At 70.7% G+C, this 22,915-nt stretch carries 22 protein-coding genes; 5 read left to right on the plus strand and 17 right to left on the minus strand.

The features are described 5' to 3' along the window. Positions 1-29: 29 nt before the first annotated feature. From ACSMTC_RS07595 to ACSMTC_RS07615, 5 genes are all read right to left on the minus strand, one after another. On the minus strand, positions 30-986 hold the full coding sequence (locus tag ACSMTC_RS07595; RefSeq protein WP_436558871.1) for a helix-turn-helix transcriptional regulator: 957 nt from the start codon (positions 984-986) through the stop codon (positions 30-32). After that, positions 983-1,972 carry a helix-turn-helix transcriptional regulator gene (locus tag ACSMTC_RS07600; protein WP_436558872.1) on the minus strand — a complete coding sequence of 330 codons (990 nt, stop codon included), beginning with the start codon at positions 1,970-1,972 and terminating at the stop codon, positions 983-985. Before ACSMTC_RS07600 ends, ACSMTC_RS07595 begins: the two co-directional genes overlap by 4 nt. 142 nt (positions 1,973-2,114) lie before the next feature. Further along, the gene (locus ACSMTC_RS07605) at positions 2,115-2,486 is read right to left on the minus strand and encodes an FKBP-type peptidyl-prolyl cis-trans isomerase (protein ID WP_436558873.1); all 372 of its coding nucleotides are present in this window, start codon (positions 2,484-2,486) and stop codon (positions 2,115-2,117) included. A gap of 135 nt (positions 2,487-2,621) precedes the next feature. Continuing rightward, complete coding sequence (locus ACSMTC_RS07610) at positions 2,622-3,929, minus strand: FKBP-type peptidyl-prolyl cis-trans isomerase (protein ID WP_436558874.1); 1,308 nt, start codon at positions 3,927-3,929, stop codon at positions 2,622-2,624. Positions 3,930-4,165: 236 nt separating this feature from the next. Then, complete coding sequence (locus ACSMTC_RS07615; RefSeq protein ID WP_436558875.1) at positions 4,166-4,744, minus strand: TetR/AcrR family transcriptional regulator; 579 nt, start codon at positions 4,742-4,744, stop codon at positions 4,166-4,168. Between the two features lie 86 nt (positions 4,745-4,830). On the opposite strand from ACSMTC_RS07615, the gene ACSMTC_RS07620 reads away from it, so the two are divergent. Further along, on the plus strand, positions 4,831-5,712 hold the full coding sequence (locus tag ACSMTC_RS07620) for an SDR family oxidoreductase (RefSeq protein ID WP_436558876.1): 882 nt from the start codon (positions 4,831-4,833) through the stop codon (positions 5,710-5,712). Between the two features lie 123 nt (positions 5,713-5,835). Then, positions 5,836-6,018 carry a hypothetical protein gene (locus ACSMTC_RS07625; RefSeq protein ID WP_436558877.1) on the plus strand — a complete coding sequence of 61 codons (183 nt, stop codon included), beginning with the start codon at positions 5,836-5,838 and terminating at the stop codon, positions 6,016-6,018. Positions 6,019-6,056: 38 nt separating this feature from the next. On the opposite strand, the gene ACSMTC_RS07630 is transcribed toward ACSMTC_RS07625, so the two are convergent. From ACSMTC_RS07630 to arc, 7 genes are all read right to left on the minus strand, one after another. Then, positions 6,057-7,022 (minus strand): FKBP-type peptidyl-prolyl cis-trans isomerase, encoded by a 966-nt coding sequence (locus ACSMTC_RS07630; RefSeq protein ID WP_436558878.1) that lies wholly within the window; start codon positions 7,020-7,022, stop codon positions 6,057-6,059. Positions 7,023-7,160: 138 nt separating this feature from the next. Then, positions 7,161-8,522 (minus strand): Pup--protein ligase, encoded by a 1,362-nt coding sequence (gene pafA / locus ACSMTC_RS07635; RefSeq protein ID WP_436558879.1) that lies wholly within the window; start codon positions 8,520-8,522, stop codon positions 7,161-7,163. Positions 8,523-8,688: 166 nt separating this feature from the next. Continuing rightward, positions 8,689-9,441 carry a proteasome subunit alpha gene (gene prcA / locus ACSMTC_RS07640; protein WP_436558880.1) on the minus strand — a complete coding sequence of 251 codons (753 nt, stop codon included), beginning with the start codon at positions 9,439-9,441 and terminating at the stop codon, positions 8,689-8,691. 69 nt (positions 9,442-9,510) lie between these two features. Then, positions 9,511-10,350 (minus strand): proteasome subunit beta, encoded by an 840-nt coding sequence (gene prcB / locus ACSMTC_RS07645; protein ID WP_436558881.1) that lies wholly within the window; start codon positions 10,348-10,350, stop codon positions 9,511-9,513. A gap of 188 nt (positions 10,351-10,538) precedes the next feature. Next, positions 10,539-10,757 carry a ubiquitin-like protein Pup gene (locus ACSMTC_RS07650; protein ID WP_280699658.1) on the minus strand — a complete coding sequence of 73 codons (219 nt, stop codon included), beginning with the start codon at positions 10,755-10,757 and terminating at the stop codon, positions 10,539-10,541. Between the two features lie 173 nt (positions 10,758-10,930). Then, positions 10,931-12,442 (minus strand): depupylase/deamidase Dop, encoded by a 1,512-nt coding sequence (dop, locus tag ACSMTC_RS07655; RefSeq protein ID WP_436558882.1) that lies wholly within the window; start codon positions 12,440-12,442, stop codon positions 10,931-10,933. A gap of 168 nt (positions 12,443-12,610) precedes the next feature. Further along, entirely contained in the window at positions 12,611-14,377 is a 1,767-nt protein-coding gene (gene arc, locus ACSMTC_RS07660; protein ID WP_436558883.1) for a proteasome ATPase, read from the minus strand. Positions 14,378-14,659: 282 nt separating this feature from the next. Here arc and ACSMTC_RS07665 point away from each other — a divergent pair, with 282 nt between their 5' ends. After that, positions 14,660-14,947 (plus strand): ferredoxin, encoded by a 288-nt coding sequence (locus tag ACSMTC_RS07665; RefSeq protein WP_436558884.1) that lies wholly within the window; start codon positions 14,660-14,662, stop codon positions 14,945-14,947. A gap of 93 nt (positions 14,948-15,040) precedes the next feature. Here the strand turns inward: ACSMTC_RS07665 and ACSMTC_RS07670 are convergent, their stop codons facing one another. From ACSMTC_RS07670 to ACSMTC_RS07680, 3 genes are all read right to left on the minus strand, one after another. Continuing rightward, entirely contained in the window at positions 15,041-15,643 is a 603-nt protein-coding gene (locus ACSMTC_RS07670) for a hypothetical protein (protein WP_436558885.1), read from the minus strand. A gap of 254 nt (positions 15,644-15,897) precedes the next feature. Next, complete coding sequence (locus ACSMTC_RS07675) at positions 15,898-16,857, minus strand: tRNA (adenine-N1)-methyltransferase (RefSeq protein WP_436558886.1); 960 nt, start codon at positions 16,855-16,857, stop codon at positions 15,898-15,900. A gap of 79 nt (positions 16,858-16,936) precedes the next feature. After that, on the minus strand, positions 16,937-18,154 hold the full coding sequence (locus tag ACSMTC_RS07680; protein ID WP_436558887.1) for a site-2 protease family protein: 1,218 nt from the start codon (positions 18,152-18,154) through the stop codon (positions 16,937-16,939). A 286-nt stretch (positions 18,155-18,440) separates the two neighbouring features. Here ACSMTC_RS07680 and ACSMTC_RS07685 point away from each other — a divergent pair, with 286 nt between their 5' ends. After that, positions 18,441-19,385 (plus strand): RecB family exonuclease, encoded by a 945-nt coding sequence (locus ACSMTC_RS07685; RefSeq protein ID WP_436558888.1) that lies wholly within the window; start codon positions 18,441-18,443, stop codon positions 19,383-19,385. Then, positions 19,386-20,057, plus strand: coding sequence for a response regulator (locus ACSMTC_RS07690; protein WP_436558889.1), 672 nt, complete (start codon positions 19,386-19,388; stop codon positions 20,055-20,057). It abuts the gene before it with no gap. Between the two features lie 80 nt (positions 20,058-20,137). Here ACSMTC_RS07690 and ACSMTC_RS07695 read toward each other — a convergent pair whose 3' ends face one another. Beyond that, positions 20,138-21,751: an ABC transporter substrate-binding protein gene (locus ACSMTC_RS07695; RefSeq protein WP_436558890.1), complete on the minus strand. Its 1,614-nt coding sequence runs from the start codon at positions 21,749-21,751 to the stop codon at positions 20,138-20,140. A gap of 387 nt (positions 21,752-22,138) precedes the next feature. Continuing rightward, entirely contained in the window at positions 22,139-22,843 is a 705-nt protein-coding gene (locus ACSMTC_RS07700) for an HAD family hydrolase (protein ID WP_436558891.1), read from the minus strand. Between the last annotated feature and the right edge of the window lie 72 nt (positions 22,844-22,915).

Consider the following 22,915-nt stretch of genomic DNA (forward strand, 5'->3'; position numbering starts at 1 on the left):
CCGCCTCCCGCCCCTGCGTCCGCCACCGCTCAGGCCCGCCCCTCCCGGTAGAGCTCCAGCGCCGCCAGCGCGGCGCCCCGCGCCTGTTCGGCCAGCTCCGGCGGTGAGACGATCCGGCCCTCGCGGCCGAGCCGCAGTGCGAGCGGCCGCAGCCCGGCCGGGTCGGCGCTGCGCAGGGTGATCCGCAGCCCGCCGTCGGGCAGTTCCTCGGCCGAGTCGTGGGTGTAGTACTCGGCGACCCAGCGGCCGCCCGGACCCACCTCGACCACCACCTCGGGGTCGTCGGCGGCGGGGTTGACCAGCCCGGCGGACAGGTCGCGGGGCTCCAGCCGGGGCGGGTCGGCGGGCTCGTCCAGGATCTTGATCTCGGCGATCCGGTCGAGGCGGAAGACCCGCCGGTCCTCGGAGGTGCGGCACCAGCCTTCCAGGTAGGTGTGGCCCTCGGTGACCAGCCGGATCGGGTCGACCTCGCGCTCGGTCATCCCGCCGCGCCCGTGCGACCAGTAGCGCAGCCAGATCAGCCGGCCCTCGCTGAGCGCCCGGTCGATGTCGGCGAAGACCTGGCCCTCGGCCTCGAAGGTGACGCCGACCCTGGCGCTGGACTCGGCGCTCTCCCCCGCCGCGTCCTCGATCTTGGCGACGGCCCGGGTGAGCGCCTGCCGGTCCCGCTCGCGCAGTCCGGGCAGCCCGGCCACCGCACGGGCGGCGACCAGCAGGGCGGTCGCCTCGTCGGCGGCCAGCCGCAGCGGCTGGGCCACGTCGTCGACGTTGTGCCACCAGATCCGCTCGCCGTCGGTGTCGATGTCGAGCAGGTCGCCGCCACGGAAGCTGGTGCCGCACATCGGCAGCACGTTCAGGTCGTTGATCAGCTCCCGCTCGGTGATCCCGAAGGCCCGGGCGACCTCGGCCACCTCGGCCCCCGGGCGCTCACGCAGGTAGGTGACCAGCGAGAGCATCCGCCGGGTCTGGTCGATCGCGTTGCTCATGCGTGTGCTCCCGCCTCGTCGAGGCTCCTGAGACCGGCCACCGCCAGCAGCCGGTCGATGACGTCCGCCCGGAGCTCCTCAGGCCCGAGCACCACCAGGTCCGGCCCGAACTCGGCCAGGTCGGCACCGAGGCCGTTGCCGTACGGGATCTCCAGCTCATCCCAACCGTCGTCCACCTGCCGGGTGTCGAGCGCCTTGGTGCGCAGCGGGAAGCCCGCGCCCTTGCGCAGCCGTACGGTGGCGGTGGCGGTGGCGCCCTCGCCGGCGAAGGAGGCGACCACAGCGCGGACGTCCACGTGCTCGGGGACGGCGCCGGTGAAGGAGCCCGCCCGGGAGCGGACCTTGCCGGTGATCCGGCTGAGCCGGAACACCCGGGCCGCCTCGCGGTCCCGGTCCCAGCCGGCCAGGTACCAGTGGCCGCGCCAGCACTCCAGCGCCCAGGGCTCGACCGAGCGCTGGTCGGCGGCGGCCGCACCGGCCTTGCGGTACTCGAAGCTGACCGGCCGCCGGTCGCGGGCGGCGACCAGCAGCGGTTCGAAGGCGGCCTCCCTGGCCGGGATGCGCGGCTGCAGGGCGCTGGGCTCGGTGTCCTCGCTGAAGGGCACCCCGGCCGCGCGGAGCTTCTGCAGGGCGCCGCTGGCGGCACCGGACATCTTGGCCTGCTGCCAGACCCGGGCGGCGACCGAGAGGGCGGCGGCCTCCTCGGCGTCCAGGGCGATCTCGGGCAGCCGGTTGCGGTCGCGGCGGGCCAGGTAGCCGATCTCGCCGTCCAGGGCGTTCTCGTCCACGTCGATGACCAGGCCGAGCTCGCGCAGATCGTCCTTGTCCCGCTCGAACATCCGGTTGAAGGCTTCCTCGCTGCCCTGCTGCCAGGCTTCGCGGTAGGCCTCGATGGACTCCCGCAGCTCCTTCTTGGAGAGCGGCCGTCTGGTGTTCATCAGGCACAGGGCTAGGTTCATCAGCCGCTCTGCCTTGGCGATCGCCATCGCTGACCTTCCTGGATCCATACTGCGACATTCATGCTGGGCGACCCGACCGTACCGGTCCGGGCACTCCCTGCAAAAGCCGGTGCCGGAAACGGCTCAGGGCCGCACCCCGCGAACCGGGGTGCGGCCCTGTTTCAGCCGATCAGACGCCGAGCAGGTCGACGACGAAGATCAGGGTCGAACCCGCCGGGATGAGCGGGCTCGGCGACTGGTTGCCGTAGGCCAGGTGGGCCGGGATGATCAGCTCGCGGCGGCCGCCGACCTTCATGCCCTGGACACCCTGGTCCCAGCCCTTGATGACCCGGCCCGCACCCAGCGGGAAGCGGAAGGTCTGGTTACGGTTCCACGAGGCGTCGAACTCCTCGCCGGTCTCGAAGGTGACACCGACGTAGTGGACCTCGACCACAGCGCCGGCCTTGGCCTCGGCGCCGTCGCCGACCTTGATGTCGCGGATCTGCAGCTCGGTCGGCGCCTCGCCGCCCGGGAAGTCGATCTCCGGCTTGGTGATGCTCACAACTGACTCTTCTCATTCGGTGGTACACACGACGGAGCGGCAGAGGCTCGTACGGAGAACCGTACGGGCATCCACCGCCCACCCGGGTCAGGACGGTCGGCGGGTCGCCCCGCGCAGGTCCCGGACCATTGTCGGTTAGTTGTCGGCCGTGCCGACACCCGCGTCAAGGATGTCGATCACGAAGACCAGTGTCGAATTGGCCGGGATCGAACCCGTGGCCTTGTCCTTGTAGCCCAGCGAGGCCGGGATCACCAACTCGATCCGGCTGCCGACGTTCTGGCCGACCACGCCCTTGTCCCAGCCCTCGATGACGTTGCCGCCACCGGTGACGAAGCTGAACGCCTGGCCGTGGTCCAGCGAGGAGTCGAACTTCTTGCCGTCCTTGTAGAGCGCGCCGGTGTACTGGACCACGACCTTCTCACCGGCCTCGACCTTCCGGCCCTTGCCCTGGATCAGCACCGCGGACTTGAGCTCGGTCGGGTCCGGCACACCCGGCACCGGGGTGATGTCGGCGGCCTTCTTGCCGTTGTCCTTCACCTTGGGCATCCCGGCCGGCGGCTCGGCCATGTCGCCGCTCAGCGTGGCGTCCGGGGCGTTGGCCTGCCGGATGTCCAGGACGAAGACCAGGTTGTCGGTACCGCCGACGCCCATCGCACTGTTGCCCTGGGGACCGAAGGCGGCCGCCGGCGGGGCCACCACCAGCACCCGGCTGCCGACCTTGTGCCCGGCCACCACGCTGTCCAGGGCCGGGATCAGCGAACCCGAACCGGCCTGGTACAGCTGCGGCTTGCCGCTGTCGTAGGTGCCCTGGATGTCCTTGCCGGTGGTCCAGTCCTTGGCCGTGAAGTCGACCGAGACCCAGTTGCCCTTGTCGACCTTCGGTCCGTCGCCCTCGGAGAGCTGCTTGACCACGAAGGTGCCGTCGGCGGCCTCCTTGGGCACGTCGATGGTGGCCTTCTTGCCGAAGTCGCCGGAGACCGCAGGCAGCACCTTGGCACTGTCCTTGATCGGCGGCACGGGGTCCGCCGTCGGCGCGGCCGAGGTGGGCGCGGGGTCGGCCGCCTTGGAGCTGCTGGAAGAGCCCGACTTGTCGGTCAGGTACAGCGTGACGCCACTGCCGACCAGCAGGACCGCGAGCACCGTGCCGAGGATCACCCCGAGCCGGCCGGCCGAGCCCGGGTTCTCGTCGTACCCGGACTCGTCGACCTCCTTCTTGCGCACGGTGGAGGCGAACACCTGCGGCGCCTCTTCACGCTGTGCCGCACTCGCGGCCGGCTGCGCCGGGCCCTGCCCCCAGCCGGCCTGCTGAGCCAGGATCGACGGCGGCACCACGATCGACTCACCGTCGCCCGGCAGCGGGCCACCGGGCCGCGAGGCGGCCGGGTCACCGGCGACGCCATCGCTCGCCGTGCCCTTGCCCTGGCCCGAAGTGTTCTCAGTCATGACTCCCCGTCCATCCCAGCGCCGCCCCCTCACCAGGGCCTGACGACTCCTACCACATCCGGAAGGGCAGCAGTATGTCAGGTGACCATGAGGCCGGGTGGTTCTGCCGCCCATGCCCTCCGAGGCTACGGCCATCAGGGTGACGGGCCCAGCGGTCCGCTGGACCTGGACTTCGCGGTTCACCTCTTCGGTCTGCTTCCCGTCCACCGCACCAGCGCTGGACGATGCTCGACCGGTCAGCCCAGCGATGCGCTCGCCGCACGCAGTTCGCCCAGGGCCGCCAGGGTGTACCCGGCGAGCTCGCCCTCGGCGCCACGGTCGTCCTCGGCCCATTCGGCGTACCCCCGTTTGAAAGCGAGGACGCCCAGCTCGCCCGCGAGAGCCGCAGTCGGATCGGGTACGCCGCGGGCGACCAGAGCGGTTGTCATCGCGGCCGCGAGACTGACGGTCTTGAGGGTGTCACGCTCTTGAAGCTCGGCGCTGGCGGCGACGGCCGCCTTCAGGCGGGGGGCGAGCTCGCGACTTCCGGGGCCCATCGCGGTCGAGGCGCGCTCGAGACCGGCAGCGACCGCCTCGAGCGGGCTGGCGTTACCGGGCGCGTCGGCGATCCCCTCGGTCAGCAGCCGGCACAGCGTCTCCTGCCCGGCGACCAGCAGCTCGCGCTTGTCGGGGAAGTGCCGGAAGAAGGTGCTCTTGGTGACACCGGCACGCTCGGCGATCTGCGCGACCGTCGTGGCGTCATACCCCTGCTCCGTGAACAGGTCCACCGCGGCCACGACGAGGCGTTCACGTGCACCTGGTTCCCATCGACCCATGGGTTCAGCATATGTGATGGGACTCTTGTCCCATCACCCTGTTAGAGTGATGGGACAAGAGTCCCATCACTCCTGGGAGGGTTTCCATGCGCGTCTTCGTCACCGGCGGCACCGGTCTGATCGGTTCCGCCGTCGTCGCCGAACTCCTCGGCAACGGCCACACCGTCCTCGCGCTCGCCCGCTCCGACGCCTCCGCACAGGCCGCCGAGGCAGCCGGCGCCGAGCCGCTGCGGGGAGGCCTCGCCGATCTGGACGTCCTGCGCTCCGGCGCCGCCCAGACCGACGGGGTGATCCACCTGGCCTTCGGCAACGACTTCAGCAGCCCCGAGGCCCTCGCCCGGAACGTCGCCGAGGAGACCGCCGCCCTCACCACCCTCGGCGAGGAGCTCGTCGGCAGCGACCGCCCCCTGGTCACCGTCTCGGGTACGCCCTGGGTGCCGGGCCGTGCCTCCACCGAGGCCGACCCGGTGCCGACCGACGGGCCGGTCGGCGGCCGCGGTCGCACGGTCACGGCGGTCCTGGGCCTGGCCTCGCACGGGGTCCGGAGCACGTCCGTACGCTTGCCGCGCACCGTTCACAACGAGGGCATGGGCGGGTTCGCCGGCCTGCTGACCAACATCGCACGCCAGAGCAGGATCTCCGGCTACCCCGGCGACGGCACACAGCGCTGGCCCGCCGTCCACGCGCTCGACGCGGCCGTTCTCTTCCGGCTCGCCCTGGAGCGGGCTCAGGCCGGTACCGCCTGGCACGCCGTGGCCGACGAGGGGGACCAGGTACGGGACATCGCGGCCGTCATCGGCCGACGGCTGGGCCTGCCGGTCGAGTCGGTGCCGGAGGAGACCTACGGCCCGCTCGGCCCGATCTTCAAGGCCGACCAGCCCTCGTCCAGCATCCGCACCCGGCAGGCGCTCGGCTGGGAGCCGAAGCACCCCAGCCTTCTGGAGGACCTGGAGAACATCCAGCCCTGATCGGCGGGGCGGACCCGCGATGCCCTCGGTTCACATCGATCGGCGCTGCGCGAGCGGCGTGGTGCCGAACGGCAGCGGGAGGCCGGCGCCGGGCCCAAGCACGACCTGGTCTTCACCGACCGGATGCCGGTCACCCTGGTCCGCCTGCGCACTGGGCTCCCGCACGCCGCGCTGGCCGAGCTGTACGGCACGGCCCGCTCCCGGCGCAGCGGCCGGCCGTCCTCGACCACGCAGCGGGCCAGGCGCAGGCGTCCGGTCTCGGCCAGGGGTGCGTTACGGTGTCACTTCAAGATCACCCAGCCGTGACCCCTGTCACCGACCTCCGTGGTCAGTACAGCTGGCTGCTAGACCGCCTCCAGGATGTCGATCACGAAGACCAGCGTCGAGTTCGGCGGTACCGCGGCCTGCGACTGGTTCTGGTAGCCGAGCGCCGGAGGCACCACCAGCAGCACCCGGCTGCCCACCGTCTGCCCGACCAGGCCCTCGTCCCAGCCCTTGATCAGGCTTCCGGTGCCCACCTGCAGCGCCTGCGCACCGCCGTGGCTCCAGGAGGAGTCGAACTGCTGGCCGTTGCTCCACAGCACGCCGGTGTACTGGACCACGATGGTCTGCCCGGCCTGCACCTGCTTGCCGTCGCCCTTGATCAGCACCGCCTTCTCCAGGTCCGTCGGCGGCGCCTGCCCGGCCGGCACGGTGATCGTCGGCGCGGCCTTGCCGTTGTCCTTGACCTGCGGCATGGTGGCCGGCGGCTCGGTGACCGCCCCGGTGACGGTGGAGTCCTGCGGGACCGCCTGCATCACGTCCAGCACGAACACCACCGTGTCCCCGGCGTTCACCCCGAGCGTCGGATTGCCCTTGGCCCCGAACCCCGCCGCCGGCGGGGCCACCACCAGCACCCGGCTGCCCACCTTGCGCCCGAGCACCCCCTGGTCGAAGGCCGGCACCAGCTGGCCCTTCCCGGCCTGGAACAGCTGCGGCTTCTGGTTGGCCTCGTAGGAGTTGCCCACGTCCTTGCCGGTGGTCCAGTCCTTGGCGGTGTAGTTGACCGTCACCCAGTCGCCCTTGCCGACCGCGGGCCCCTCGCCCTCGCTCAGCGTGTCCACCACGAACTGCCCGCTCGGCTGGCCCGCCGGGATGGTGATGTTCGCCTTGCTCCCGAAGTCCCCGGACACCGTCGGCATCGGGGAGGCGGAGGCGACCGGGCTCGGCACCGGGGCCGCCGAGGCCGAGGCACTCGGCGAGCCCCCCGGCGAGGAGGGCGCCCCGCCGCCGCAGGCGGCGAGCAGCGAAAGCGGAAGGACTACCAGCAAACCGGCGATTCGACGCATAGCGGTCAGACTATGGCCCGACCCGCCCGCCGCGGCGCAGACACAGCGCGCGGGCAAGGGGATGGTGACCGGACCGGCCGTCCGATCACCATCCCCGAGCAGGCGTCACCTGGCGGTGGCTCACATCCCCGCGATCAGCTTCTCCACCCGCTCGTCCACCGCGCGGAACGGGTCCTTGCACAGGACCGTGCGCTGCGCCTGGTCGTTCAGCTTCAGGTGCACCCAGTCCACCGTGAAGTCCCGGCGCTGCTCCTGCGCCCGCCGGATGAAGTCCCCGCGCAGCCGGGCCCGGGTGGTCTGCGGCGGCACCGACTTGGCCTCGAAGGTCTTCAGGTCGCTGGTGACCCGCTGCGCCTGCCCCTTGTTCTGGAGCAGGTAGAACAGGCCGCGCCGGCGGTGGATGTCGTGGTACGCGAGATCGATCTGCGCCACCCTCGGGTGGGACATGGTCATCTGGTGCTTCTCGCGGTAGCGCTCGATGAGCTTGTACTTCATGATCCAGTCGATCTCGGTGGCGACCCTGGCCAGGTCCTCGGTGCGCACCGCCTCCAGGGTGCGGCCCCACAGGTCCAGCACCCGGGCCACCGTGCCGGTGTTGATGCCCTTGCGGTCGGCGAAGTCCAGCGCCTTGGTGAAGTACTCCTCCTGGATGTCCAGCGCGCTGGCCTCCCGGCCGTTGGCGAGCCGGACCTGGTGGGTACCGGTGAGGTCGTGGCTGACCTCGCGGATCGCCCGGATCGGGTTCTCCAGGGTCAGGTCCCGCATCACCACCCCGGCCTCGATCAGGCGCAGCACCAGGTCGGTGGCGCCCACCTTGAGCAGGGTGGTGGTCTCCGACATGTTGGAGTCGCCGACGATGACGTGCAGCCGCCGGTACCGCTCCGCGTCGGCGTGCGGCTCGTCGCGGGTGTTGATGATCGGGCGGGAGCGGGTGGTCGCCGAGCTGACGCCCTCCCAGATGTGCTCGGCCCGCTGGCTGACGCAGAACACCGCACCGCGCGGGGTCTGCAGCACCTTGCCCGCGCCGCAGACCAGCTGGCGGGTGACCAGGAACGGGATCAGGATGTCGGCCAGCCGGGAGAACTCCCCGTGCCGGGCCACCAGGTAGTTCTCGTGGCAGCCGTAGGAGTTGCCGGCCGAGTCGGTGTTGTTCTTGAAGAGGTAGACGTCCCCGGCGATGCCCTCCTCGTGCAGCCGCCGCTCGGCGTCCACGAGAAGCCCTTCGAGGATGCGCTCGCCCGCCTTGTCGTGGGTGACCAGCTCGACGACGTCATCGCACTCGGGAGTGGCGTACTCGGGGTGCGAGCCCACGTCGAGGTAGAGGCGGGCGCCGTTGCGCAGGAAGACGTTGCTGCTGCGGCCCCAGGAGACTACGCGGCGGAAGAGGTACCTGGCCACCTCGTCCGGAGACAGTCGTCGTTGTCCCCGAAACGTACACGTGACACCGTACTCGTTCTCCAGCCCGAAAATTCGGCGGTCCATGAGGCATCTTTTCTCTTCCGGAAGCCATCCGAAACCCTTGTGGGACGGGGGGTGTCCCCGGCCTGGGGCCGGGGGCGGAATTCCGACCCCGAGACGCGTTCAACTGGCCGCAGGCGTACGGGAGTCCCGCACGGCCGTCGGACCGTACGGGACTCCCGCCGCCGGGTCACTCAGCCGTCTCGCCGGCGCTGGCCTCCTCCTCCGCGGCGGCGCTCTCGTCGCCGCCCAGCAGCCGGCCGAGCTGGCCGCCGAGGATGCGCTTGAACTTGCGCTTCTGGAAGCGCTGGCGGTCCAGCACGGCGACCTCCAGCTGCTCGGGGGTGAGGCTGCGCGGGGTGCCCCCGTTGGGGTCCCTGGCGAGGCCCTCGACGGCCACCTTGAGGGCCTCGGTGAGGGTCATCCCGGTGCGGTGGCGCTGGCCGATGTAGTTGCCGATGGAGTCGGCGTTGCCGCCGACCACCACGGTGTTCTTCTCGTCGACCACCGAGCCGTCCGGGGTGAGCCGGTAGATCTGGTCCTCGTCGGCGGTACGGCCGACCTCGGCGACGATCAGCTCGACCTCGTACGGCTTCTCCCCGACCGAGGAGAAGATGGTGCCCAGCGTCTGGGCGTAGACGTTGGCCAGGCCGCGGGCGGTGACATCGGCCCGGTCGTAGGAGTAGCCGCGCAGGTCGGCGTAGCGCACGCCGCCGATCCGCAGGTTCTCGAACTCGTTGTAGCGGCCGACCGCGGCGAAGGCGATCTGGTCGTAGATCTCCGAGACCTTGTGCAGCGCCCGGGAGGTGTTCTCCGCGACGAAGAGGATGCCGTCGGCGTAGGTGAGCACCACCACGCTGCGGCCGCGGGCGATGCCCTTGCGGGCGTACTCCGCGCGGTCCGCCATGGCCTGCTGGGGGGAGACGTAGAACGGCGTGGACACCGGTGTCCGTCCCTTCTGGTGTGGGCCCTTCCCGCCCGGTGGACGGGCGGGAAGGGAAGGTTCGGCGGACTAGAGGAGCGGGGCCCGGGGACCGTCGGGCTGCTCCAGGCGCTGGTCGGTGATGGAGACCGCGATCTCGGCGACCTCCTGCTCGGACAGCCTGCGGAGGCCGTCCTCGGTGATCAGCAGGACGATCGGGAAGATCTTGCGGGCGAGGTCCGGGCCACCGGTCGCGGAGTCGTCGTCGGCCGCGTCGTACAGCGCCTGGACCACCAGGGTGACCGCCTGATCGGCCGTCATGCCGTCGCGGTAGAGCTTCTTCATCGAGCCCCGGGCGAACACCGAGCCCGATCCCGTGGCGGCGAACCCGCGGTCCTCGGAGCGGCCGCCGGTGACGTCGTAGCTGAAGATCCGGCCGCGGCCGAGGTCGAGGTCGTAACCGGCGAACATCGGGACCACGGCCAGGCCCTGCAGGGCCATCCCGAGGTTGCCCCGGATCATCGTGGTGAGGCGGTTGGCCTTGCCCTCCAGGGACAGACCGGTGCCTTCGAGCTTCTCGTAGTGCTCCAGCTCCAGTTGGAACAGCCGGACCATCTCCACGGCGAGGCCCGCGGTGCCGGCGATGCCCACCGCGCTGTACTCGTCGGCGGGGAAGACCTTCTCGATGTCCCGCTGGGCGATCACGTTGCCCATGGTGGCTCGGCGGTCGCCCGCGATCACCACGCCGCCGTCGAAGACCGCGGCGACGATGGTGGTGCCGTGCGGCGCCTCCACGATGCCCTCGGGCAGGCTGCGGCGCCCGGGGAGGAGTTCGGGCTGGTGCTGCGCCAGGAAGTCGATGAACGACGAGGACCCGGGGGTCAGGAAGGCGGCCGGTAGACGCCCGGTGCCACCACTGTTGGCTTCCACTCGATTCCTTCCAGGTAGATCATTTCGGATGCCCCGGACCTTACCCGTTCCGTGGCGCGGAACCACATCCCGGGTGCGTCCGATTATCAGCGCATTCGCGCGCAACGAGCCCTCCGGACCCATTGCGCGCGAATGCAGACTCTCGGGTAAACGGTGTCAGGCCCGCCATTCGGCAGCGGACCTTTCTGTCACTGTCCGCCCTTCTGGACAAACTGCCGCACGAAATCCTCGGCATTCGACTCCAGGACGTCGTCGATTTCGTCCAGAACCGCGTCGACGTCATCGCTCAGCTTTTCCTGGCGTTCCTTGAGGTCCTCGGACTGCTGCGCTTCGGCGGCCTGCTCCTCGACCTCCTCGGAGGAGCGGTTCGCCCGCTGCTGGCCGCCGCCGGTGTCCTTGCTCGCCATTTTCCTCACCCCGCTCGATTCGTCTCGCACGGCTGGTCTGTGGTGTTGCTGGTCAGACCCTATCGATCGGGCGCGGATCCCGCTCCCAGTTCTACTTCAACGCTCCGCGCTCCCCCGGATGATTCCCATCCCGGGCGCCTTCACCCGTGGTGATCAGGGTGTGACCGCCGGCCTCAGCCGCCGGACAGCACCCGGACCAGGTCCTCGGCGGTGCGGCAGCGGTCGAGCAGCTCCTTGACGTGGTTTCGGGTACCCCGCAGCGGCTCCAGGGTGGGGACCCGCTGGAGCGAGTCGCGCCCCGGCAGGTCGAAGATGACCGAGTCCCAGGAGGCCGCGGCGACGTGCTCGGCGTACTGCTCCAGACAGCGACCGCGGAAGTACGCCCGGGTGTCCTCCGGCGGCTTGGCGACGGCCGCCTCGATCTCCGCGTCGGTCAGCAGCCGCTCGAACCGGCCGCGGGCCACCAGGCGGTTGTAGAGGCCCTTGTCGGGGCGTACGTCGCTGTACTGCAGGTCGACCAGGTGCAGCCGGGGGCTGTCCCAGTCCAGGCCGTCACGCTGGCGGTAGCCCTCCAGCAGCTCCTTCTTGGCGACCCAGTCGAGCTGCCGGGACAGGCTCATCGGATCGCGCTCCAGGCGGCCCAGGACGTCCTCCCAGCGGGCGAGGATGTCCTTGGTCTGCTCGTCCGCGTCCTGGCCGTAGCGGTCCTCGACGTACTTCTGGGCAAGCTCGCAGTACTCCATCTGGAGCTGGACCGCGGTGAGCTTGCGGCCGCTGCGCAGCGTGACCAGGTGGCTCAGCGAGGGGTCGTGGGAGACCCGGTGCAGGGTGCGGACGGGCTGGTCGACCGCCAGGTCGACGGCGATGAAGGAGTCCTCGATCATCGCCAGCACCAGCGAGGTGGTGCCCAGCTTGAGGTAGGTGGAGATCTCCGAGAGGTTGGCGTCCCCGATGATCACGTGCAGCCGGCGGTACTTCTCGGCGTCCGCGTGCGGCTCGTCCCGGGTGTTGATGATCGGGCGCTTGAGGGTGGTCTCCAGGCCGACCTCGACCTCGAAGTAGTCCGCCCGCTGGCTGAGCTGGAAGCCGTCGGCGGAGCCGTCCTGGCCCAGGCCCACCCGGCCCGACCCGGTGATCACCTGGCGGGAGACGAAGAACGGGGTGAGGTGGCGGACGATGTCGGCGAACGGGGTCGCCCGCTTCATCAGGTAGTTCTCGTGGGTGCCGTAGGAGGCGCCCTTGTTGTCCGTGTTGTTCTTGTACAGGTGGATCTTCTGCCCGTTGGGCAGTTCCAGGGCACGCTGCGCCGCCTCGGCCATGATCCGTTCCCCGGCCTTGTCCCAGAGCACCGCGTCGCGCGGGTTGGTCACCTCGGGTGAGCTGTACTCGGGGTGGGCGTGGTCCACGTAGAACCGCGCACCGTTGGTGAGGATGACGTTGGCCAGGCCGATGTCCTCGTCGGTGAGCTGGCTGGCGTCCGCGACGTCCCGCGCGAGGTCGAAACCCCGGGCGTCACGCAGCGGATTCTCCTCCTCGAAGTCCCAGCGGGCCCGCCGTGCCCGGTGCATCGCCGCCGCGTACGCGTTGACGATCTGGGACGAGGTGAGCATGGCGTTGGCGTTGGGGTGCCCCGGTACCGAGATCCCGTACTCGGTCTCGATCCCCATCACGCGCCGTACGGTCATGCGGCCCTCCTTGCCCGGTGCCCTGCCCGGCCGGGCCTGGCACTGACGTACCGCCTACACACCATCCGTGGCGGACACTCCGCCGACGATGGGTCGAGCCTAGTCCTGAGACGAACCGTCCGGCTGCGACCGTGCGAAGCGGTGCAGCCGGACGGTGGGCTCGAACCGTCAGAGGTACTGCCCCGTGTTGGCGACAGTGTCGATGGAGCGGCCGGACTCGGCGCCCTGCTTCCCGGTGACCAGGGTGCGGATGAAGACGATCCGCTCGCCCTTCTTCCCGGAGATCCGGGCCCAGTCGTCCGGGTTGGTGGTGTTGGGCAGGTCCTCGTTCTCCTTGAACTCGTCGACGCAGGCGGCGAGCAGGTGGGAGACGCGCAGTCCGCGCTGGCCGTTCTCCAGGAAGTCCTTGATGGCCATCTTCTTCGCCCGGTCCACGATGTTCTGGATCATGGCGCCGGAGTTGAAGTCCTTGAAGTACAGGACCTCCTTGTCACCGTTGGCGTAGGTGACCTCCAGGAAGCGGTTCTCCTCGGTCTCCGAGTACATCCGCTCCACCACCGACTGGATCATCGCGGCCACCGTCGCCGGGACGGAGCCCTCGTGCTCCTTGAGGTCCTCCGGGTGGAACGGCAGCGAGTCCTTGAGGTACTTGGAGAAGATGTCCTTGGCCGCCTCGGCGTCCGGACGCTCGATCTTGATCTTCACGTCCAGTCGTCCCGGTCGCAGGATGGCCGGGTCGATCATGTCCTCGCGGTTGGAGGCGCCGATCACGATGACGTTCTCCAGGCCCTCGACACCGTCGATCTCGGCCAGCAGCTGCGGGACGATGGTGTTCTCCACGTCCGAGCTGACACCCGAGCCGCGGGTGCGGAAGAGCGACTCCATCTCGTCGAAGAAGACGATGACCGGGGTGCCCTCGCTCGCCTTCTCCCGGGCCCGCTGGAAGACCAGGCGGATCTGCCGCTCGGTCTCGCCCACGTACTTGTTGAGCAGCTCGGGGCCCTTGATGTTGAGGAAGTAGCTCTTGCCCTGCGGGCGCCCGGTGGCCTCCGCCACCTTCTTGGCCAGGGAGTTGGCGACCGCCTTGGCGATCAGCGTCTTGCCGCAGCCGGGCGGGCCGTAGAGCAGCACGCCCTTGGGCGGGCGCAGCTCGTACTCCTTGAACAGGTCGGCGTGCAGGTAGGGCAGCTCGACCGCGTCGCGGATCTGCTCGATCTGGTTGGACAGACCGCCGATCTGCCGGTAGTCGATGTCCGGCACCTCTTCGAGGACGAGCTCCTCGACCTCCGCCTTGGGGACGACCTCGTAGACGTAGCCGGACCGGGGCTCCAGCAGGAGGGCGTCGCCGGCCCGCAGGGTGAGTTCGCGCAGCGGCTCGGCGAGCCGGACCACCCGCTCCTCGTCGGTGTGGCCGATGACCAGGGCGCGCTCGCCGTCCTCCAGGACTTCCTTGAGGGTGACGATGTCGCCGATGCGCTCGAAGGCCATCGCGTCCACGATGTTGAGGGCCTCGTTGAGCATCACTTCCTGGCCGCGGCGCAGCTCGTCGAGCTCGATGCTCGGGCTGACGTTGACACGAAGCTTGCGCCCGCCGGTGAAGATGTCGGCGGTACCGTCCTCGTTGGCGCTGAGGAAGGTGCCGAATCCGGCGGGGGGCTGGGCCAGCCGGTCCACTTCCTCCTTGAGAGCCACGATCTGGTCGCGGGCCTCGCGCAGCGTGGAAGCGAGCCGTTCGTTCTGGGCGGTTACTCCGGCCAGATTGGTCTGGAGCTCGACGATGCGTTCCTCAAGGATTCTTGAGTTACGCGGCGAGTCGGCAAGCTTACGGCGCAGGACGGCAATCTCCTGCTCGAGGTACGAGACCTGAGCGGCCTCGTCGGAACCACGAGCGGGACGGCCGGCGCTGCGGTTGTAATCGTCATCGTGGGCTGCCACGGTCCTCACCTCCTCCGGGGGGAGCTGGACGCTTCCAGACCCTACCTGCACCCAGGGGTCCGTAAACCCCTAGATCAGAAAGATGGAACGGGCGTGTCCGATCTCCGCCCTTGCACGCTTCCCCTCTGCTAGGGAGATACCCACCGCGCACCGCCCAAAGCGGACCAGATGTATCGTCGGTCAGGTCAATATCCGGTCGCGGCCCATGGTGGAGCTCGGATCGGTGTACGAATGGCAGGAATGCCCCATCAAGGGCGACCGCGGACAGAAACGGCAGGGGACATGTCGGACACCGGCGAAGCGCTAGAGGTCTGGATCGATCAGGATCTGTGCACCGGCGACGGCATCTGTGTGCAGTACGCACCGGAGGTCTTCGAGCTGGACATCGACGGCCTCGCCTATGTGAAGGGCGAGGACGACGAACTGCGCCAACAGCCCGGCGAGAGCGTCCCGGTGCCGCTGACGCTGCTTCAGGACGTGGTCGACTCCGTCCGGGACTGCCCCGGCGACTGCATCCACGTCCGCCGTGCCGCCGACCGGGTCGAGGTCTACGGCCCCGACGCCGACTGACCGCGGTCCAGGCGGCCCAGCAGGGCACGGACCGGTGCGAGTTGCGCCGTCCGACCGCCAACCGGCAGGCGCCGGTCGGCGGTTGGGCGGCGGTCAGGCCTGGTTCACGGGAGCCTTGGTCTCGGTACGGGTCCACCCGGTGCCGTGCCGGGTCCAGTTGAGGCTGAGGACCAGGTCGGGGGCGAAGCGCGGGACGTCGTCGCTGGAGTAGCCCTTGGCGTGGCCCGTTATGGTGCCGTCGCTGCGCACCTTGAGGGCGGTGACGGTGAGCCGGTCCGCCTCGGTGAGCAGACTCGCCTCGACGGTCGGGCGGCCGTCGGGGCCCGCCGTGAGCAGGAAGACGGCGTCGCTCGGGGTGCCGTTCGGGGCCGCGCAGTGCGCGGCGGCCACCGTGCTCGGTACGCCGTTCAGCCTGGCGCCGAAGCTCAGCGCGACGGTGACCGGGAACGGGCCGCAGTCCAGCGGCAGTTGGGCCTTGGCCGGGTCCGGCGCCTCGGCCGCCGTCAGTGCCTCGGCCGACTGGCCGGCCGGGCTCGGGGTCGGCCTGCCCTGGGCCGGGGTGGTGACCAGCGCGCCGCCCACGACGGCGGCACAGGCGGCGGCCACCAACGCCCAGTGCCGGGGCCGGGCGTGCGTGGGCCGCTCGGGCTGGTCGCTCGCCGGGATCTGGTGCACCGTCTCGTCTGCTTCCTGCACCGGGCAGTCCCCTCCACGGTGGTGGTGTGAGGCAGCATCGTCCCACATCCGGCGCACTGCGTGGCAATCGGGGAAGTGCGTGAAACCGGCAACGGCCCCCTCCGGCCGGGGCGGATGAGAGAGGTGCACCACCCGGCCTCTCGGCGGGTGGTGCACCTCGTTCTCCGGTGGAGAATCACCGGAGGGACATCTCCTGATTCGCGCGGTTCCCCGCGCCCCTGAGAACTTCCCTCGCGCCCCCTTCGGGGCACTTCTCAGCCGAGGTCGGGCTCTTCGACCGACGTGTCGCGGGCGGCCCTGCGGGCGGCGGCGCGCTCCTGCAGGGTCGGCTCCGCTGAACCGTTGTCGTAGTCCTCGCCGTACGCGCCCTTGGCCGGGCGGCGGCGGCGCAGCGGCGGCTCGACGCCGTCCGCGAGGCGGCGGGCGGTGAGCAGGAAGCCGGTGTGGCCGATCATCCGGTGGTCCGGGCGGACGGCCAGGCCCTCCAGGTGCCAGGTGCGGACCATGGTCTCCCAGGCCTGCGGCTCGGTGAAGGTGCCGTGCTCGCGCAGGGCTTCGACGGTCTTGGACATCTGCGTGGTGGTGGCCACGTAGCAGCAGATGAGGCCGCCGGGGACGAGCGCCTTGGAGGCGACGTCCAGGCACTCCCAGGGGGCGAGCATGTCGAGGATGACCCGGTCGACGTCGGTCTCCACCAGGTTGTCCTGGAGGTCGCCCACGGTGAGCTTCCAGGCCGGGTGCGGCCCGCCGAAGTAGCGCTCGACGTTGCCGCGAGCGATGTCGGCGAAGTCCTGGCGGCGCTCGTAGGAGGCGAGCATGCCGGTGTCGCCGACGGCGCGCAGCAGGTAGGTGCTGAGCGCACCGGACCCGACGCCGGCCTCCACCACGCGGGCACCCGCGAAGATGTCGGCCATCGCCAGGATCTGCCCCGCGTCCTTGGGGTAGATCACGGCAGCGCCGCGCGGCATGGACAGGACGTAGTCGGGGAGCAGGGGGCGCAGCGCGAGGTACGGGACGTTGCCCGTGGTGCGCACGACAGTGCCCTCGGGGGCGCCGATCAGCTCGTCATGCGGGAACGCACCCTTGTGGGTGTGGAACTGGTTCCCGGCCTGGAGCGTGAACGTGTAGTGGCGGCCCTTGGGGTCGGTCAGCTGGACCTGGTCCCCGACCTGGAAGGGCCCGCGTCGGCGGGTGGCACCGGTCGGTTCGGACATGCGGACAATCCTAAGGGAATCGGAACGCTCCGCCGACCACGTGCCCGTCCGCCGCCGTCGGGAGCGCTCCGGGGCTGGTTCAGGGGCCGGCCGGCCGCCCCGCGACGGCGGCGGTGAGCCGGCGTTCGAGGTCGACCAGGGCGAGCACTCCGTACGGGGTGCCGTCCGGGCGGACCACCAGGTACTCGCTGGCGGGGGTGCGGCGCAGCGCGGCCAGCAGTTCCTCGCCGCTCAGCTCCAGGCTCAGGCACAGGCCGGGCTCCAGGGCGCGGGCGAGCGGGCCGACCGCGACCCAGGGGCGGCGGTGCTCGGGGACGGCCCGTACCGCGGCCTCCTTGACCAGGGCGGTGGGCTCGCCCCGGCCGTCCACCACCACGACGGCGCCGGCCTCGGCCTCGCGGGCCCGGCGCAGCGCCTCGCCCAGCGGGGTGTCGGCGGCGACCTCGACCGCCCGGCGGGCCAGTTCGCCGACCCGCAGCCCGGGCAGCGCCTCCTTCAGCCGGGCGTTGCGGACGGCGGTGGTGGCACCGTTCCAGATGATCACGGCGAGGACCGCGGAGAGCGCGCCGTCGATCAGGCTGTCGGTCGCCGTGCGGTCCACCCCGCGCGAGGCGGCCACCATCGGCAGGCCGAAGAGCACCGCCAGGGCGAGTGCCCGGCCGACCCAGGCCGCGGCCACCGTCCCGGCCATCGGGCGGCCGGTGATGCCCCAGACCACGGCGCGCAGCATCCGGCCGCCGTCCAGCGGCAGTCCGGGCAGCAGGTTGAAGGCGGCCACCACCAGGTTGCTCACCATCAGCCCCGCCAGCAGCACGCTGGGTACCGTCCCCGGCTCGACCGCGAACAGGGCGAGGTAGAACACCCCGCCGAGCGCCAGCGAGAGCAGCGGTCCGACGAAGGCCAGCCAGAACTCCCGGGCCGGGGTCTCGGCCTCCTTCTCGATCTCCGAGACACCGCCGAAGAACTGGAGCTGGATGCGGCGGACACCGAGCCGGTAGCGCAGGGCGACCAGGGTGTGCGCCAGCTCGTGGACCAGGACCGATCCGTAGAAGGCGATCGCGAAGGACAGCGACACCAGGTAGCGGGCGCGGCCCAGTTCGGGCAGGACGGTGGCGAGCTGGCTGCCGAAGACCCAGGTGATCAGCGCGGCGATGACGAACCAGGACGGTGTGACGTAGATCGGCACGCCGAAGGGACGCCCCATCAGGATCCCTCCGGGCCGCCCGGGGCCGCCGGGCGTCTTGCTCCCGTCGGTCGGTGGCTGTTCGGAGGTCTGCTGCCCCCTGATGTCACTCACCGTGGCCCCTTCGCTAGGTCCGTACGTCCCCCACTGTGTGCCCACGCTACGTGATCTCCGGCGGCAATCCCCGTGCGCCCCTCGCTATCCACGTCATACCCCGCCGCCGCCTCTCCTGCGCACCCGCGGACCCGGGATTGCGCCGACCCGGCGTCGCCGGGGGCGTTCGCACACTCCCAGGGTCGCACCGTCCCCGAGCGCGGGCGGGCGTGCCGACGGCGGCCGGGGACCCCGGTGTCAGCGGCTTGGCAGCGGGATGTGAGCGCGGGGCAATAGGGTCGGGGGCATGCACCAGACCGACAGCACTCAGCTCACCGCGCCCGGCGTACCCCGGCAGGCCGTGGCGCCGACGGGGCTGTCCCCGTCCCGGGCGGGCGATTTCATGACCTGCCCGCTGCTCTACCGGCTGCGGGTGATCGACCGGCTGCCCGAGCCGCCGAGTGCGGCGGCGACCCGTGGCACGGTGGTGCACGCGGTGCTGGAGCGCCTCTTCGACCACCCGCCGGCCGAGCGGACCCCGGACCGGGCGCTGGGCCTGCTGCGGCCGCAGTGGCAGCGCCTGCTGTCCGAGCGGCCGGAGCTCGCCGGACTCTTCCCGGACGACGAGGACGGCGCCGCGGTGGCCCGCTGGCTGGGCGACGCGGAGAAGCTGCTGGCCCGGTGGTTCCGGCTGGAGGACCCGACCCGGCTGCACCCCGCGGAGCGCGAGCTGTACGTGGAGACGGTGCTGGGGTCGGGCCTGCTGCTGCGCGGCTACATCGACCGGGTCGACGTGGCGCCGACCGGCGAGGTCCGGCTGGTCGACTACAAGACCGGGCGGGCGCCCTCGCGGGACTTCGAGGGCAAGGCCATGTTCCAGATGAAGTTCTACGCCCTGGTGGTGTGGCGCTGGAAGGGCGTCATCCCCAGGCGGCTCCAGCTGGTGTACCTGGGCGGCGGGGGCGACGTGGTCACGTACGACCCGGACGAGGCCGATCTGCTGGCGGTGGAGCGGAAGTTGGAGGCGCTGTGGGAGGCGATCTCCGGCGCGGTGGCCACCGGCCGCTTCCCGGCCACCCGAAATCGGCTGTGCGACTGGTGCGACCATCAGGCAAGCTGCCCTGAGTTCGGGGGCACTCCCCCGCCGTACCCGCTGCCGATCCTGGCGGGCCCCGGGAGCGGGCCCGCGGACCTCGCCGCACCGGCGGGAGTGACCGAGCTCAAGAGCGACGAAAGCAACAAGGAGTCGTAGGTGACGATCCGAGTGCTGCTGGTGGACGACCAGCCACTGCTGCGCACCGGTTTCCGGATGATTCTGGAGGCCGAGTCCGACCTGGTGGTGGTCGGCGAGGCAGGGGACGGTCAGCAGGCGCTGGAGCAGGTACGGGCGCTCCAGCCCGACGTGGTGCTGATGGATATCCGGATGCCCCGGATGGACGGTGTGGAGGCCACCCGCAGGATCGCCGGTCCCGGCCGGGACGGCCCGGTCAAGGTGCTGGTGCTGACCACCTTCGACCTGGACGAGTACGTGGTCGAGGCGCTGCGCGCGGGCGCCAGCGGCTTCCTGCTGAAGGACGTCCCGGCGGAGGAGCTGGTGCAGGCGATCCGGGTGGTCGCGGACGGCGCCGCGATGCTGGCCCCGAGCATCACCCGCCGGCTGCTGGACATGTACGCCACCAGGCTGCCGTCCGGCGACGAGGCGCCGCCGCAGGCGCTGACGGCGCTGACCGAGCGCGAGGTGGAGGTGCTCAGGCTGGTCGCCCGGGGGCTGTCCAACGCGGAGATCGCCGGCGAGCTGTTCGTCAGTGAGACCACCGTGAAGACCCACGTCGGCCATGTGCTCACCAAGCTCCAGCTGCGCGACCGGGTCCAGGCGGCGGTGTACGCGTACGAGAGCGGCCTGGTCCGGCCCGGCGCTCTCTGACCCCGACGGCGAAGGGCGGCCCCTCCTGCGAGGAGGGACCGCCCTTCGCCGTCACGGTGTGGGCTCACCGCGCCGCCGGCTCACTTCTTGCTGCGGCCGACCTCCCAGAAGCGGAAGACGCCCGTGGTGTCGACGGTGTTCTCGACCCCGGTGATGCCCTCGCGCGCCACGTAGAACGACTTGAACTGGAACAGCGGGACGATCGGCGCCGCCTCCGCGATCGTGTTCTGGATCTGCGTGTAGTCGCCGCCCGCCGTCCGGTCGGTCTGCTTGATGGCGTCCGGCACCAGCTGGTGCGAGATCCGCGGGTCGTCCCAGCCGGTGTGGAAGGCGCCGCCGTCCACCGCGATCGGGCTGATGAAGTCGTCCGGGTCGGGGTAGTCGGCGGTCCAGGTGGCGATGTACGCCTGGTAGGCGCCGGACTTCCAGCCCTCCTTGTACTTCGTCCAGTCCGACTCCAGCCGGAGGTCGACCTGGAACAGCCCGCTCTCCTCCAGCTCCTTCTTGATCCCGTCGACCTCGGCGTTGCCCGCCATGCCCCGGGACCAGGCGATGCTCAGCTTGACCGGCGTCTGGACCTTGGCGTCAGAGAGGATCTTCTTCGCCTTGGCCACGTTCGGGTCGCCGTACCTGTCGAAGAAGGCGGTGTTGTGGCCGGTGATCCCGGCCGGGATCAGCGAGTAGAGCGGCTGGACGGTCTGCGCGTACGCGTCGCGGGCCAGCGCCTTGCGGTCCACCAGCTGCGCCACCGCCTGCCGGACGGCCTGGTTGCCGCCGGTCGCGTCCTTGGTGTTGAACATCAGCAGGCGGGTCTGGGCGCTGTCGCCCTCGTTCACCTTGAAGTCGGTCTTGCCGGCCAGCTGGTTCTGCTTGAGCTCGGCGGCGCTGGCCGGAGGGAGGCTGTTGTCGTCGGCGATGTCGATCTGACCCTTGTCCAGCGCCTCCTTGACCTCTTCGGGCTTCTCGAAGTACCGGACCGTGAACTTGTCGTTCTGCAGCTTGAACTGACCGCCGTACTGGCTGTTCGCGGAGAGGGTGATCTTGCCGGGAGCGTGCGTGTCGCTGTCCGGCATCGCCTCGACCGAGTCGATCTTGTAAGGACCGGAGCCGACCAGCTGGTCGTTGGCCAGCAGCTTGTCGGCGGGGAACACCTGGTGGTCCACGATCGACCCGGCCGCGGTGGCCAGCTTGGCCGGGAGCACCGCGTCCGGGGCGTTGAGGTGGAAGACCACCTGGGAGTCGCCCTTGGCCTCCACCGACTTGACGGTGGACAGCAGCGAGGCGGGGCCGCTCGGATCCTTGATCTTCAGCAGCCGCTGCACCGAGAACACCACGTCCTCGCTGGTCAGCGGGTGCCCGTTGGAGAACTTCAGCCCGTCGCGCAGGGTGCACTGGTACGTCATCGCGTCCGTGCCGGCGAAGTCGCAGGACTTCGCGGCGTCCGGCTGCGGCGTGGTGGCCCCGCTGGGGAACTTGAGCAGTGACTGGAAGACGTTGTTGAGCACCAGCCATGAGCCCGCGTCGAACGAACCGGCCGGGTCGAGCACGCTGGTGACGTTGACCGTGCCCAGGGTGATCGGGCCGTTGTTCCCGGAGCCGCCCGTGACGGCCTTGGTGGCGGAGGCGCAGCCGGCTGCCGTGGTGGCGACCAGCGCCGCGCAGCCGAGCACGGCCAGTCTGTTGGCTGAGGTCATGCGGATACGTTCCTTCTCCTGCGGGCCGGCCCGTGGGTGCCGGTGGCTGCCGCCCGGCGCTCCGGGGGTGGCGAGCGCCTGCGGGGTCCGTACGACTGCACTGTCAGGGCGCCGGCGGGATCACCCGTCGGCGGCGGTGGTGCGGTTGGGGAGTTCCGGAGCAGCTTTCGTGGGGGGACACTGATCGAGATGTAGCGTGCCACATCGAACATGGCCGGAATTCACCCGCGACCCGGCCCTGCGGGCACGGGCGGGCGGCCGCCGCCGATCGGCCGACGAGTTGTCAGCCAATGCCCGATTTCTACACCGCTGTCGGGAGATCAATCTCACACCCGGGGCAGGTGTGGACCCCTCTCACGTTACTGACGGACCGTCAGTTTCGAAGTCTCAGACCCGGGCGGCGACCACCGAGCGCAGCAGTTCCAGATCGACCTGCTCCAGCGAGCTCAGCACCGTACGCCCCGGGCCCGGCTCGATCGGCGCGACCGAGGGCACCGCGATGACCGGGCAGCCCGCCGCCCGCCCGGCCTGGACACCCAGCGGTGCGTCCTCGACCACCACGCAGCGGCCGGGCTCGGCACCGAAGCGGGCTACGGCGGCCAGGTAGGGGTCGGGGTGCGGCTTGGTCCTGGCGACCTCGTCGCCGGCGATCGAGAAGGCGAAGTGGTGGGCGCCCAGGCTCTGCAGCACGATGTCGATGATGTGCCGGTGCGAGGCGGAGACCAGGGCCGCCGGAACACCGTGCGCGTTCAGGGTGTTGAGCAGCCGCTCGGCGCCGGGCATCAGCGGGACACCGCCCGCCAGCAGGTCCACGAAGCGCTGGTTGATCAGCACCGTGAGGTCGGCGGGGGCCAGGTCCACACCCGTCCGCTCGAGCAGGTAGGCGATCACCCGGCTCATCGGGCCGCCGACCACCTGGGCCCGGTCCGCGTCGGTGAGCTCGTGGCCCAGCTCGGCGAAGAGCGAGAACTCCGCCTGCCACCAGAAGTCCTCGGTGTCCACCAGCGTCCCGTCCATGTCCAGCAGCACCGCCTGGAGGCCCTGACCGTCCGTGTGGTCGAGTCCCGTGGTGGCGGTCGAGATGGTGGTCATGGCGGGAGGTCCTTCCGTCCAGGAAGCCTGGGAATGGCACAGGCCGACCCGCTGGTGAGCGGACCGGCCCGT

The sequence above is a fragment of the Kitasatospora sp. HPM-01-4 genome, assembly GCF_051374625.1.
Classification (GTDB): domain Bacteria; phylum Actinomycetota; class Actinomycetes; order Streptomycetales; family Streptomycetaceae; genus Kitasatospora.

Excerpts from the sequence above, each read along its gene's own strand:
- pafA (WP_436558879.1), bottom strand. The coding sequence starts at position 8,522 with ATGGACCGCCGAATTTTCGGGCTGGAGAACGAGTACGGTGTCACGTGT.
- dop (WP_436558882.1), bottom strand. The coding sequence starts at position 12,442 with ATGACCGTACGGCGCGTGATGGGGATCGAGACCGAGTACGGGATCTCG.
- ACSMTC_RS07620 (WP_436558876.1), top strand. The coding sequence starts at position 4,831 with ATGCGCGTCTTCGTCACCGGCGGCACCGGTCTGATCGGTTCCGCCGTC.
- ACSMTC_RS07665 (WP_436558884.1), top strand. The coding sequence starts at position 14,660 with ATGTCGGACACCGGCGAAGCGCTAGAGGTCTGGATCGATCAGGATCTG.
- ACSMTC_RS07610 (WP_436558874.1), bottom strand. The coding sequence starts at position 3,929 with ATGACTGAGAACACTTCGGGCCAGGGCAAGGGCACGGCGAGCGATGGC.
- ACSMTC_RS07615 (WP_436558875.1), bottom strand. The coding sequence starts at position 4,744 with ATGGGTCGATGGGAACCAGGTGCACGTGAACGCCTCGTCGTGGCCGCG.
- ACSMTC_RS07595 (WP_436558871.1), bottom strand. The coding sequence starts at position 986 with ATGAGCAACGCGATCGACCAGACCCGGCGGATGCTCTCGCTGGTCACC.
- ACSMTC_RS07700 (WP_436558891.1), bottom strand. The coding sequence starts at position 22,843 with ATGACCACCATCTCGACCGCCACCACGGGACTCGACCACACGGACGGT.
- ACSMTC_RS07625 (WP_436558877.1), top strand. The coding sequence starts at position 5,836 with ATGCCGGTCACCCTGGTCCGCCTGCGCACTGGGCTCCCGCACGCCGCG.
- ACSMTC_RS07675 (WP_436558886.1), bottom strand. The coding sequence starts at position 16,857 with ATGTCCGAACCGACCGGTGCCACCCGCCGACGCGGGCCCTTCCAGGTC.
- ACSMTC_RS07695 (WP_436558890.1), bottom strand. The coding sequence starts at position 21,751 with ATGACCTCAGCCAACAGACTGGCCGTGCTCGGCTGCGCGGCGCTGGTC.
- ACSMTC_RS07685 (WP_436558888.1), top strand. The coding sequence starts at position 18,441 with ATGCACCAGACCGACAGCACTCAGCTCACCGCGCCCGGCGTACCCCGG.
- ACSMTC_RS07650 (WP_280699658.1), bottom strand. The coding sequence starts at position 10,757 with ATGGCGAGCAAGGACACCGGCGGCGGCCAGCAGCGGGCGAACCGCTCC.
- ACSMTC_RS07600 (WP_436558872.1), bottom strand. The coding sequence starts at position 1,972 with ATGGCGATCGCCAAGGCAGAGCGGCTGATGAACCTAGCCCTGTGCCTG.